This is a genomic window from Mucilaginibacter auburnensis (assembly GCF_002797815.1).
GTDB lineage: Bacteria > Bacteroidota > Bacteroidia > Sphingobacteriales > Sphingobacteriaceae > Mucilaginibacter > Mucilaginibacter auburnensis.
Genome location: NZ_PGFJ01000002.1, coordinates 605,427 through 617,469, shown reverse-complemented (window position 1 = coordinate 617,469; position 12,043 = coordinate 605,427). Strand labels below are relative to the sequence as shown.

The following is a 12,043-nucleotide window of genomic DNA, read 5'->3' as shown; positions in this document are numbered from 1 at the left end:
GTCAAACCGGGCTTTTTTCGTTTAAAAAAACGGTAGCAGATGGGTGATCTGATGAAAAAGAAACATGCATGAGCGCCAAATACGCCGCCAACGCGCATGTTTTTGGTTGATTATTAAACAACAAGTTTAATTGCTAATTTTTAACTGCAACAATATTGCATTTTATTGCAATATTTACAACTAAATATTTAGTTAATTGTTTAAAATGTATTGTTGAGCTATCAATGTTGCAAAAATACTAAAATGCAATTTTGTTGCAACAAGTTGAATTTTGGATGCGTTTTAATAGTAAATTCAATCAATCTAAATTTAAACGTTATGCTTATCTCAAACTTCAATTTATACAAGAGCGAGTGGCTCGATCTTGTATTCGACAAAAGAAACAAAGAATATGGTGCTTACAACATAAGGCAGCACTATGCAGAAAACCTGAGCAAGGCCTTGTTCATTGCAGTAGTAACAATTGTTGGTGGGACACTTGCAGTAGGGGCGGCTATTAAAGTTGAACCAGCCGAAAAAGTCGTAGTAGTTGATTTACCAGTATTGCCTCCGCCGCCTTCATCACAAACTAAGGAAGAGCCGGTAAAGCCTGAATTGGAACAACCTGCAAAAGCTACAACGCCGGTCAAAACTAAAGGTTTTCCGCCGCCTGTAGTAACAAATGAACCTGTGGATACCGAGCCGCCAACTATAGATGAGTTAAAAGACGCTGCGGTTGGACAAGTTGATATAGCCGGACCCAGCACTACTCAAGGGGCGAACCCTGAACCTGTAACAACAACAAGTGGGGGCGGAGGCACTGGAACGGATATAACAGAAAGTTCGGAGCCAGTTAATACTGCCGTATTAAGCGTTATGCCTGCTCCGGTTGGCGGTGATGAAGTCTGGACAAAGTTCCTTAAAAAGAATCTACGTTACCCTGCTTTGGCTGTAGAGGAAGGTAAAGGCGGCAAGGTTTGGATTAGCTTTGTTATTGAAAAGGATGGCACACTTACCGATATAAAGGTAGTACGCGGCCCCGGCTTTGGTATGGATGAAGAAGCGCTGCGCGTGTTAAAAAAAGCACCCGCCTGGACACCCGGCATACAGCATAACAAACCTGTTAGGGTGCAATATACCTTGCCTATCAATTTTGCATTGGAATAGTTTAAAAGATAAAAGGCTTTATATAGGTTAAAGGCGAAAGGTAAAAGGCAAAAGGTTTTACCAGGGTGTGGGCGGATTTTTAGTGAGGTAGGTCCACATCTTTTGCCTTTTACTTTTCTGCTTTTACCTTTTTTAGCGAGGTAGGTCCATATCTTTTACCTTTGTTAGCAAGGTAGGCCGGCACCTTTTACCTTTCTCCTTTTACCTTTGTTAGCAAGGTAGGCCGGCACCTTTTGCCTTTTAACTTTCTCCTTTCTCCTTTTACCTTTGTTAGCAACGCAGGCCCACACCTTTTACCTTTTGCCTTTTACCTTTCACCTTATTTACCTACTTTTGGGCTTCCTTTCAAAAAAAACGTAAAATTGGAGACTCAGGAACTTACCACCGTTGAAACAGCCAAACAATTAGGCTTACTACCCCAGGAATTTGATCGTATAAAAGAAATATTGGGCCGCACGCCTAACTTTACCGAATTGTCTATCTTCTCGGTAATGTGGAGCGAGCACTGCTCTTATAAAAACTCTATCACCTGGTTAAAAACTTTGCCGAAGGATGGTCCGCGTATGCTGGCTAAAGCGGGCGAAGAGAATGCTGGTTTGGTTGATCTGGGCGATGGCATTGGCTGCGCCTTTAAAATTGAATCGCACAATCACCCTTCAGCTTTAGAGCCCTATCAAGGTGCTGCTACCGGTGTAGGTGGTATTAATCGCGATATTTTTACCATGGGTGCACGCCCTATAGCGCAGTTAAATTCATTGCGTTTTGGCGATATTCAGCTGGATAAAACCAAGTGGTTAATAAAAGGCGTTGTAAAAGGCATTAGCCACTACGGTAACGCCTTTGGCATTGCTACCGTGGGCGGCGAGTTGTTTTTTGACGATTGCTATAACGTAAATCCGCTGGTTAATGCTATGTCTGCCGGTATTGTAAAAGCTGGCGAAACCGTATCTGCAACATCATATGGTGTAGGTAACCCGGTTTACATAGTAGGTTCGGCTACCGGTAAAGACGGTATACACGGTGCGGCCTTCGCATCAAAAGATATTACAGAAGACTCTATAAATGATTTGCCGGCTGTACAGGTAGGCGATCCTTTCCAGGAGAAATTATTATTGGAAGCAACGCTTGAAGTAATTAAAACCGGTGCTGTTGTAGGTATGCAGGATATGGGCGCGGCAGGTATTATCTGCTCTAACTCAGAAATGTCTGCCAAAGGCGAGCACGGTATGAAAATAAATCTTGACGCGGTACCAACCCGTCAGGAAAACATGAAACCTTTTGAGATCCTGTTATCAGAATCTCAGGAGCGTATGCTAATTGTGGTACACAAAGGCCGTGAGAAAGAGGTAGAAGCTGTATTTGATAAATGGGATTTGAACTGCGCCATTATTGGTGAGGTGACCGACACTAAACGCCTGCAATATTATGCAAAAGGCGAATTAGTTGCAGATGTACCGGCTGACGACTTAGTATTAGGTGGTGGTGCGCCGGTTTATCAGCGCGAATACCGTGAGCCTGCTTACTATGCCGAAAATCAGAAATTTAAAATTGAAGACGTTGCCGAGCCCGAAAACTTAATTGATGTGGCCGAGCATCTGATATCTCACCCCAATATTGCATCTAAACGTTGGGTGACCGACCAGTATGATTCAATGGTTGGTGTGGCTACTATGACTACCAATCGCCCGTGCGATGCTGCTGTGGTAAACGTGTTAGATACCAACAAAGCTATCGTTTTAACGGTTGATTGTAATTCACGTTATGTATATGCCGATCCGCAAAAAGGTACTGCCATTGCAGTTGCTGAAGCTGCACGTAACATTACCTGCGCAGGCGGCGAGCCGGTTGCTATTACCAACTGCTTAAACTTTGGTAATCCATATAATCCGGAAGTTTACTGGCAGTTTGTAGGCGCTATTAAAGGTATGGGCGAGGCTTGTACCAAATTTGAAACGCCGGTAACCGGTGGTAACGTAAGTTTCTACAACCAGTCATCTGATGAAGGTCCGGTGTTCCCTACGCCAACCATTGGTATGCTGGGTGTAATGGATGATGTGAGCAACATCATGACCGCCGACTTTAAACAACCTGATGACCTGATCTATCTGATAGGCGAATCAGTTAATGATATCGCTTCTTCACAATATTTGGCTTCATGGCATAAAATTCTGGCTGCTCCGGCGCCATATTTTGATCTGGATAAAGAATATGCCATGCACCAGGTTGTAAAGCAATTGATACAGCATAAAGTTATCCAATCAGCGCACGACGTTGCAGACGGTGGCTTGTTTATCGCTTTAACAGAATCGGCCTTGCCTAACGGTTTGGGCTTTGATATCGCATCGGACAGCAGCATCCGTAAAGATGCCTTCCTGTTTGGTGAGGCACAAGGCAGAGTGGTGGTAAGCGTAGCCCCGGCAGATCAGGAACGCTTTGTTGAAATGATGGCTACCAGCGAGGTTGAGTTTAGTTTATTAGGCACTGTTAGCAATGGTTATATGCATGTTGACGAGCAATCGTTCGGTCATATAACCGACGTGAAACTGGTTTACAACAACGTGTTGCACGCTATATTAGGAGAATGATACCGCGGATAAACCGTATTCATCACGTCGCAATTATTTGCTCCGACTATGAAAAATCCAGGCACTTTTATACAAAGGTGCTTGGATTTGTTGTTTTACAGGAAGTTTATCGTGAAGAAAAGCGATCCTACAAATTGGACCTGCAGGTAGGGGAGTTGTATCAGATAGAGCTATTCTCGTTTCCGCAACCACCGCCCCGTCCGTCCCGCCCGGAAGCGGCAGGGCTGCGCCATCTGGCCCTTGAGGTTGATGATATAGATGATGCCGTAGCCGCTGTTAAATGGCATGGTGTACCGGTAGAGGACGTAAGGGTAGATGAGTACACCGGCAAGCGCTTTACTTTCTTTGCCGACCCTGATGGGCTACCCATAGAGTTTTATGAAAAGTAAAACAAAGCGCAATCATTTTGCGTCATTGAGTTTCCACGGGCAGAAAGGTTTGGGAATAATTGAGCGATCAATACCATTAAAATTAACTGTCATGATGGCAGTGTTTGGAAAATAAAATATTAATAATCAGATACTATAGATATTGGATATAAACAATTACATAACATCAAGTTGCAGCATAAGCAATGGGGCTGTTGCGAAAAACCGAGAGTCGGTTTTTGCTCATGAGGCATCAACTCCATCAGATTTTCTGCTTTCCGTTTACCAGAATTTTAATTTAAGCTATCCAAAATTTTATAAAATGGATGTGCTGAGTAAACTGGGATGGCTGGCCGGCGAGGTGCTTTTGATGGATGGCTTTGATAGGGAAGCTTATCAATCCAATGAAGTTGGAATTGTATTAGCTAACGCCAATTCGAGTTTGGATAGCGACATAAGGTATATGAATAGTGTGGCAGATATTCCAAGTCCGGCGCTGTTTGTTTACACTTTGCCTAATATTATGATAGCCGAGATCAGCATCCGAAATAAGTTTAAAGGTGAAGGAGGTTTCTTTATCTCTTCAAAATTTGATGCAGCCTTTATTCAACAGTACGTAGCTAATCTTTTAAATAATAACAAATTAAAGTGCTGCATTTGCGGATGGGTGGATATTTTAGCTGATGACTACAAAGCTGTTTTATACCTGGTAGAAAAAACACAAACAGAAAACGCGGTGTTGTTCTCAGCAAGCCATATGGATAGTATATTTGATGCCGTTAAATAACAGAATGAGTTCAAAGGTTTACATAGCAGGCGTTGGAGTAATATCGGCCATTGGTAATAATGTTGAGGAGAACCTGGCTGCCTTTGAGCGCGGCGCGGCAGGGCAGGCTGAGATAACGCTGCTAAACACAAGGCATAAAGGTGTGCTTCCGGTAGCAGAAGTAAAGTTAAGCAATGAAGAGTTAGCAGAACTCGCCGGTTTGCCTCCCACCACCAGCAGAACAAAAATGATTAGCATGATGGCTGCACGCGAGGCATTGAAAGATGCCGGGCTTGACACTATCGCCGGTTTGCGTAAAGGTTTTGTTTCTGCCAACACGGTTGGTGGTATGGACAAAAGCGAAGATTTTTTTGTTGAGTTTGTTGCTGATCACAACAAAGGCAAGCTGCGTTATATATTCGACCATGAATGTGGAAGCGTAACCGAAGTGGTTGCCGCAAAGCTGGGCCTTACGGATCACATCTCCACCATTAGTACAGCTTGCTCATCATCGGCAAACGCTATATTTTACGGTGCCCGTTTGATAAAAAATGACCTGTTGGACGTTGTTGTTGCAGGAGGTGTAGATTCGCTCACCAAATTCACGCTGAATGGTTTTAATACTTTAATGATACTGGACAAGAACTTTTGCAAGCCTTTTGATGAGCATCGTGAGGGCCTCAATTTGGGCGAAGGCGCTGGTTATGTGGTATTGATATCAGATAAAGTAAAACAACAGTTAAATAAGGCTGTGTATTGTGAGTTAAGTGGTTATAATAACAGTAACGATGCTTATCATCAAACCGCATCATCGCCTGACGGGGTGGGTTCATACATGGCCATGCAGGGAGCTTTGAACAAAGCAGGATTGCAACCGGCAGATATTGACTACATTAATTTGCACGGCACGGGTACACCTAATAATGACGGTGCAGAAGGTACAGCCATCAAACGTTTATTCGGCAATCATTATCCGGCTATGAGTTCAACCAAGGCTTTTACCGGGCACACATTGGGTGCAAGCGGTGGCATTGAGGCGGTATATTCCGTATTGGCCATAAAGCACGGCTTAATATATCCTAACCTGCGTTTTGAAACGCCAATGGAAGGCCTCGATCTGGTGCCGCAAACGCAACTCGAAAAGAATGCTGACATTCAACACGTGCTTTCCAATTCGTTTGGGTTTGGGGGGAATTGTACATCTTTAATTTTTTCGGCCTGCTGATATGAGCATATACATCCGTTCGGCAGCAAGCGTATCTGCCCAAAACACACTGGACAATACACAGTTTTTGGCCAACCCAATGGAATACACAGGCACACGTGTGCCTGTGGTAGATCCTGATTACAAGCAGTACATAGACCCTAAATTAATACGGCGCATGAGCCATGTTATTAAAATGGGAGTAGCAGCTGCGCAGCAATGTTTAAACAATGCGCAGCTGCAAATGCCTGGCGCAATAGTTACAGGCACGGCCCTGGGCTGCCTTGAAGATACTTATGTTTTTCTGAGCAGAATTATTGAGATGGAAGAAGAGATGCTTCCGCCAACGGCCTTTATACAATCTACGCACAACACGGTAGGCGCGCAGGTAGCTTTAATGCTGAAGTGCCACGCCTATAACAACACGTTTGTACATAAAGGCGTATCGTTTGAGAATGCGTTGTTAGATGCCATATTACTCCTCAAGGAGGGCGAGGCAAACGACATACTGGTTGGCGGCATTGATGAACTAACCGATGCCAGTTACATTGTGTTAGAGCGATTGGGCTTGTATCGCCGCAAGCCGGTAAATAATCTTGATCTATTTAGAACGACCGCCAAAGGTAGTATAGGAGGCGAGGGAGCATCTTTTGTGTTGCTATCGGATGAAGCCTCATTGGAAAATTTAGCGCGACTGGTGGCCTTAAAAACGCTGTTTAAGCCACAGGTGCAAATTTCCAATATGATAAACGATTTTTTGGACGAACAAGGTTTAACCACAAATGAGGTTGACGTAGTAATAACCGGCCGTAACGGAGACATACGAAATGATGCTGTTTATGATGTTATACCTGCCATGTTTGAAAACAGCGATATAGCAAATTACAAGCACCTTACCGGCGAATATTCAACAGCCTCGGCTTTTAGTATGTGGCTGGGCGCTAATATTGTAAAGCGCGGTGAGGTACCTATAGCTACCGTTCAACAGAAAGGGAAAGCCAGTACGCCGCCAAAAAATGTGCTGATCTACAACCATTATCAAAATATATATCATTCATTATTGCTACTTTCGGCTTGTTGATATGATAAAACCTGTTTTTGACATACTTACCCTTACCCAAGGCGAAAACAACATAAGCGCAGCATTGGCTATAAATGCCGACAGTCAAATTTTTGACGGTCATTTTCCCGGTCACCCAGTGGTGCCGGGGGCGTGTATGTTGCAGTTGGTTAAAGACCTGCTGTCAGAAACCCTGAGGGTGTCACCAAAAATGTTGAAGGCAGATAACATAAAATTTCTTGGACTTGTACAGCCCGGAGTTGAAGGTCTTAATTTGAATGTCAACTATCAACTAACTGATAGTCAAATTAAATTAGCTGCTACCTTAAGCAGTGCTGATACTACGTACATGAAATTGCAAGGCTCTCTTGCAATTTAAATGACCTAATGCATAAAACAAATCCTGCCATGGGTTGTCTTGTTATAGCCCCTTACAAAGCCGTTTCCTATACTCCATTAGTTGCGTATTAATACCCCGGTGCGCATTTTCAACGTGTTAACCGCAAGTTAAATTGCGTAAAAGCCGCTAAAACTTGCGAATGCAACAATTTGTTATTTAAAAACAATAATTTTTAACTTATGCTTAAAATCTTGGTGATTGAGAATCACAGCATTGTACGCGCCGGTATAAACAGTTTGCTGACGAAGGAAGATGGCTTGCATATAATTGCAAATGCCGAAAGTGCAGGCGAAGCGCTGGACCTGCTTAAGGGCGGTTTAGAGCCAGATGTTATACTGACTGATCTGCACCTGGAAGACAGTTGCGGCATAACCCTCTCCAAAACGCTCAAGCAAGAATACCCTGATATAAAGGTTGTTATTTTAACCATGGAAACAGACGACCGCTACCTATCGCAGGCTTTTAAGGCTGGCGTAGCAGGTTATGTGCTGAAGGAGACTGACTTTGATGAATTACTTTACGGAATACGTAAGGTAGGGCAAAATAAACAGTTTGTTTGCAGTGGAGTAACTTCCAGATTGAGCAAGCGTTTGGCCAATGAACGGGAGTTCAGGCAGCAATCTCCGGTCTCGGTTGATCTATCCAGACGTGAAATGGAAATACTGGCTTTATTAGCTGATGGTTTTACCAATACAGAAATAGCAGATCGCTTATTCACAAGCAGGCGTACGGTAGAAGGGCACAGGCAATCATTACTCAACAAAGCCGGGGTGCGTAATACGCCCGAGCTAATAAAGTTTGCCATGTTAAACGGCTTGCTGGAGTTGTCAACTGTGGGATAAATTTGCCCGCTCATTTAACTATTAGCAATATTGTTGAAAGCTTAAGCCATTTAAACATTACATTTGGCTCTCATTTTTAGTTGCTGTTGCTTTTCAATTGAATTTTTAAGTCAATAAATGGCTACAACTACCAATGAATACAAATCCTGATCTTAAACACCATCCAACCTCAAATAATATACAACAGCCATCCGACTACAACGAGGAGAGTGTTGATTTTGATAAAACTCCTAATGAACCTAATAAACGTAAGCGGCTTGAACAAGAAGTGCTTGAGCGTACCGCTGAGTTAAAGGACAGTCGCAGTTTACTACAGGCAACCTTGGACAGTTCCCCCGAAATGATACAGGTATTTAAGGCTGTGCGCAATAATCAGGGTCTAATTGTTGACTTTATCTGGGTATTGAATAATGCATCGGCCGAGGCAGTTTATGGAGATGTTATAGGCAAAAGCCTGTTAGAGAATAACCCCGGGGTTATACAGGAAGGTATAGTAGAACGGTTTATAACTGTTATTGATACCGGAATACCCCTGCAATATGAGCAGCGGTATGTACACGAACAGTTTAATGGATGGTTCTACCAATCAGTAGTTAAACTGGATGATGGTGTTGCTACCAGCACACTTGATATAACCCACAGAAAAGAAACCGAGGAACGACTGCGCGCCCTTGAAGCTGGCCAGCAACAGGAAATTTTTAAGGTCACCCTTGCCACCCAGGAGGAAGAACGCAAACGGGTTTCAGAAAGTTTACATAACGGCTTAGGTCAATTACTTTACGGCATCATGATAAGTCTTTCCAACTTAAGCTATGACGCTGCTATTGCTGATCCTGAAGTTTATAAAAAGCACAAACAATATACTGATAAGTTATTGGCGCAGGCCATTCATGAAAGCAGAAGGATATCGCACGAATTAATGCCTTCGGTTTTAGAAGATTTTGGTTTGAGCGCAGCTATAGAAGATGTATGCAAACAGTTTTCAAACAGCGTGCAAATTAACTGCTCCATCAATATCGGCAATAATAAATTTGACCGTTACCTTGAGCTGGCCATATTCAGGATAACACAGGAGTTGATGACCAATATTATCAAACACTCCAAAGCCACAACTGCATTGCTAAACATTAAAAAACAAGGCAACCGCATTAATATTTTAGTGAGAGATAATGGCGTGGGCATTAATAATGCAGATGAAAGCCAGCAGCGCGGCATTGGTCTGGCTTCCATACGTAACAAGGTAAGTTTATTGCACGGAGTGATAAATATTCAGTCAAAACCGGGCAATGGTACCAGCATTTCCATCGATATTCCCACTACCGATCAACATTAGCGGCTTTTCACCAAAAAGTTTCGGCAAATACATCAATTTTCAGGTATTTGCCGTATTGATATTACTTATCTATTAATCAATTTTTACATTTCGAATTAACCCGAATAAATGTCGGGCTGTAGCTAAAAATTGTTTAATCCATCATGATCAATATTATACTGGCCGACGATCACAACATCGTTAGAAACGGTATTAAAAATTTACTCGAAAAAGAAAGTGGCATACGTATAGCTGGTGAAGCTTTTGACGGTGAACATGTGTTAAAACTTTTGGAAACCGGTACGCAGGCTGATATTATTCTGGCAGACATGAACATGCCCAAACTTGGCGGTATTGAACTGGCCGAAAAGTTAAAAGCCATGGGCAGTACGGTTAAAGTAATGTTGCTTACTGTTCATGATCACCGCAACCATATCATAAAGGCATTCCAATCCGGGGTATCAGCCTATCTGTTCAAAAATATAAGCGCCGAAGAGTTGGTGTTTGCTATAAGGCATGTGGCTGCAGGTAACAGGTATCTGTGTAATGAATTGTCTGAGCGTTTGCTTGACGAGATGTTGACCTCACCATCTTTAAAAGTTAACAATACCACCACCAATATTACTTTTTCCGAACGCGAGATCAGTATACTTAAGCTAATGGTGGAGGGTTACACCAATAAAGAGATTGCCGAGCGGCTGTTTACCAGTAAACGAACGGTGGAGGGGCACAGGCAGGCTATGATCAATAAAACGGGTGTACGTAATACCCCCGCTTTAATTAGATTCGTGCTTAAAAACGGTGTGCTTGACTAAGCTGTGGTTCTGCCTGAGGCGCGGTGATTATATCAACACTTAACGCAACTATCTCGGTTTTATACCGGCGTATCTGCTCTTCATCAACAAACTGCCTGGTTTGTATTTTGCCCTGTATATATACCAGTTCGCCGCGGCGTAGTTGAAGGTCGTTTGCAAGGTGACTGCCTAAGCGGATGTCATGATATTCTTCATGCAGTACATGTTCTGCATTCTTTTTAACTTTTTCGGTAGTGGCAATGGTAAAACACAGCGCTTTTTCACCGGAATCCTGACTCCAAACCGGTTCATTCATTATTTTGCCTAAAAGCAGAACTTTATTAATGGTTGATTGACTTAACATAGATTAGCTGGCTGTTTGGCCGATGTGAGGAAGTTTATACAATTAATAACTTGGTACGTATCAAATAGCTTGGCAAGCGCATGGTTAATTACAACAAGTATGTTGTTATCGTTGTCAATAACGAGCACTTTCTTGTGTTCGCCTACCGTTACCATAATACTGTTTTTTAAAGGTGATTATAATGTAAAGGTAGCTGCAACTATTTTTACAGGGCAGGTACAAATACGCGAATAGGCCTGCGGTAAGTACGCAATTTTTATTACGCTATAATAAATGGAGTTATATGTTAATTGATTATACCGCGTTGCAGCGCGTAGCGAATAAGGGCCGCGGTATTTCGGGTGCCTGTTTTTTCTAACAGAATTTGGCGGTTGCCTTCAATAGTACGTTTGCTGGTAAATAGCTTGTCTGCAATTTCCTGATTGGTTAGTCCATCAGCAACCAGCATCAATACTTCAATTTCGCGGGTGCTGAGCTGAACGGCAGACTCGGTGCCTGATTTTGTAGGTTCAGGTTCTTTTAAGAGTTTATCTAAAAAGCGAAGCGCGAGTTCAGAGCAGATGTAACGCCCGTCAACATGAATATGTCTGAGCGCGAAGATCAGCTCATCTGCACTGATGTTTTTTAGGAGATACCCGCTGGCACCAGCCTGAAAAGCCTCCAAAACATAACGTTCATGATCAAGCATGCTCAAAATAACAATTTTAGGCCTTGCACCTTCGTTGCTAACTTTTTCGCTCATTTCTATACCGCTCATTAATGGCATATTTACATCAGCCATTATAATGTCTGCTTTTAATCCTGTGTTTAAAAGATCTATAACCTCCTGACCGTTCAACGCTTCGCCAATCACCTTCAAATCTTTTTCTTTCTCCAAAAGATTCCGGATGCCATTGCGTACTATGTTATGGTCTTCTGCTAATATGATCCTGATCATGAGGCCGGCGTTTATTATACAACGTGAAATTAAAGGAATAGTGCTAATTTTTTGATTTTTATTAGCGTTCTGTAAAACTCCCAACTAACTTGTGTGTCTGTATAAGTAGATTAAAGGCATTAACGTTGTCTAAACCTACTTCTCAATAAGTGAATTTTAAAAAAAAATCGTTTCACCCGTTTCATTTTCGTTTCACTATTTTTAGTTAAATTATTGTAAGTGAGTTTTTTATGAAAAATATCGTCTCACATCGTCTCACCTTCCC

At 42.5% G+C, this 12,043-nt stretch carries 12 protein-coding genes; 10 read left to right on the top strand and 2 right to left on the bottom strand.

What is annotated here, in order from left to right:
• The first annotated feature begins 318 nt into the window (after window positions 1-318).
• The 10 genes from CLV57_RS13370 to CLV57_RS13325 all read left to right on the top strand — a co-directional run bounded on the left by CLV57_RS13370 (window position 319) and on the right by CLV57_RS13325 (window position 10,498).
• The gene (locus tag CLV57_RS13370; protein ID WP_157799158.1) at window positions 319-1,146 is read left to right on the top strand and encodes an energy transducer TonB; all 828 of its coding nucleotides are present in this window, start codon (window positions 319-321) and stop codon (window positions 1,144-1,146) included.
• 362 nt (window positions 1,147-1,508) lie between these two features.
• Complete coding sequence (purL, locus tag CLV57_RS13365) at window positions 1,509-3,731, top strand: phosphoribosylformylglycinamidine synthase subunit PurL (RefSeq protein WP_100342849.1); 2,223 nt, start codon at window positions 1,509-1,511, stop codon at window positions 3,729-3,731.
• Complete coding sequence (gloA2, locus tag CLV57_RS13360; protein WP_100341890.1) at window positions 3,728-4,120, top strand: SMU1112c/YaeR family gloxylase I-like metalloprotein; 393 nt, start codon at window positions 3,728-3,730, stop codon at window positions 4,118-4,120. The genes purL and gloA2 overlap by 4 nt, the downstream gene beginning before the upstream one ends.
• Before the next feature lie 142 nt (window positions 4,121-4,262).
• Entirely contained in the window at window positions 4,263-4,886 is a 624-nt protein-coding gene (locus tag CLV57_RS13355) for a hypothetical protein (protein WP_100341889.1), read from the top strand.
• 4 nt (window positions 4,887-4,890) lie between these two features.
• Window positions 4,891-6,090, top strand: a complete 1,200-nt coding sequence (locus CLV57_RS13350; RefSeq protein WP_100341888.1) for a beta-ketoacyl-[acyl-carrier-protein] synthase family protein — start codon at window positions 4,891-4,893, stop codon at window positions 6,088-6,090.
• 1 nt (window position 6,091) lies between these two features.
• Window positions 6,092-7,150 carry a beta-ketoacyl synthase chain length factor gene (locus CLV57_RS13345; protein ID WP_211290074.1) on the top strand — a complete coding sequence of 353 codons (1,059 nt, stop codon included), beginning with the start codon at window positions 6,092-6,094 and terminating at the stop codon, window positions 7,148-7,150.
• Window position 7,151: 1 nt separating this feature from the next.
• A complete protein-coding gene (locus CLV57_RS13340; RefSeq protein WP_100341887.1) occupies window positions 7,152-7,508 on the top strand; it encodes a hotdog family protein in 357 nt (118 codons plus the stop codon).
• A 200-nt stretch (window positions 7,509-7,708) separates the two neighbouring features.
• On the top strand, window positions 7,709-8,371 hold the full coding sequence (locus CLV57_RS13335) for a response regulator transcription factor (RefSeq protein ID WP_100341886.1): 663 nt from the start codon (window positions 7,709-7,711) through the stop codon (window positions 8,369-8,371).
• Window positions 8,372-8,504: 133 nt separating this feature from the next.
• Window positions 8,505-9,704 (top strand): PAS domain-containing sensor histidine kinase, encoded by a 1,200-nt coding sequence (locus CLV57_RS13330; RefSeq protein WP_100341885.1) that lies wholly within the window; start codon window positions 8,505-8,507, stop codon window positions 9,702-9,704.
• Between the two features lie 143 nt (window positions 9,705-9,847).
• Window positions 9,848-10,498 carry a response regulator gene (locus tag CLV57_RS13325; protein WP_100341884.1) on the top strand — a complete coding sequence of 217 codons (651 nt, stop codon included), beginning with the start codon at window positions 9,848-9,850 and terminating at the stop codon, window positions 10,496-10,498.
• On the opposite strand, the gene CLV57_RS13320 is transcribed toward CLV57_RS13325, so the two are convergent.
• Window positions 10,476-10,841 (bottom strand): single-stranded DNA-binding protein, encoded by a 366-nt coding sequence (locus tag CLV57_RS13320; RefSeq protein WP_100341883.1) that lies wholly within the window; start codon window positions 10,839-10,841, stop codon window positions 10,476-10,478. The two genes, CLV57_RS13325 and CLV57_RS13320, sit on opposite strands and share 23 nt — an antisense overlap.
• A gap of 286 nt (window positions 10,842-11,127) precedes the next feature.
• Window positions 11,128-11,778, bottom strand: a complete 651-nt coding sequence (locus CLV57_RS13315; RefSeq protein WP_100342847.1) for a response regulator transcription factor — start codon at window positions 11,776-11,778, stop codon at window positions 11,128-11,130.
• Between the last annotated feature and the right edge of the window lie 265 nt (window positions 11,779-12,043).

What these genes read in the sequence shown, in the direction of transcription:
- CLV57_RS13345 (WP_211290074.1), top strand. Translation starts at nt 6,092, where the DNA reads ATGAGCATATACATCCGTTCGGCAGCAAGCGTATCTGCCCAAAACACA.
- CLV57_RS13370 (WP_157799158.1), top strand. Translation starts at nt 319, where the DNA reads ATGCTTATCTCAAACTTCAATTTATACAAGAGCGAGTGGCTCGATCTT.
- CLV57_RS13330 (WP_100341885.1), top strand. Translation starts at nt 8,505, where the DNA reads ATGAATACAAATCCTGATCTTAAACACCATCCAACCTCAAATAATATA.
- CLV57_RS13325 (WP_100341884.1), top strand. Translation starts at nt 9,848, where the DNA reads ATGATCAATATTATACTGGCCGACGATCACAACATCGTTAGAAACGGT.
- CLV57_RS13335 (WP_100341886.1), top strand. Translation starts at nt 7,709, where the DNA reads ATGCTTAAAATCTTGGTGATTGAGAATCACAGCATTGTACGCGCCGGT.
- CLV57_RS13340 (WP_100341887.1), top strand. Translation starts at nt 7,152, where the DNA reads ATGATAAAACCTGTTTTTGACATACTTACCCTTACCCAAGGCGAAAAC.
- CLV57_RS13320 (WP_100341883.1), bottom strand. Translation starts at nt 10,841, where the DNA reads ATGTTAAGTCAATCAACCATTAATAAAGTTCTGCTTTTAGGCAAAATA.
- CLV57_RS13350 (WP_100341888.1), top strand. Translation starts at nt 4,891, where the DNA reads ATGAGTTCAAAGGTTTACATAGCAGGCGTTGGAGTAATATCGGCCATT.
- CLV57_RS13315 (WP_100342847.1), bottom strand. Translation starts at nt 11,778, where the DNA reads ATGATCAGGATCATATTAGCAGAAGACCATAACATAGTACGCAATGGC.
- gloA2 (WP_100341890.1), top strand. Translation starts at nt 3,728, where the DNA reads ATGATACCGCGGATAAACCGTATTCATCACGTCGCAATTATTTGCTCC.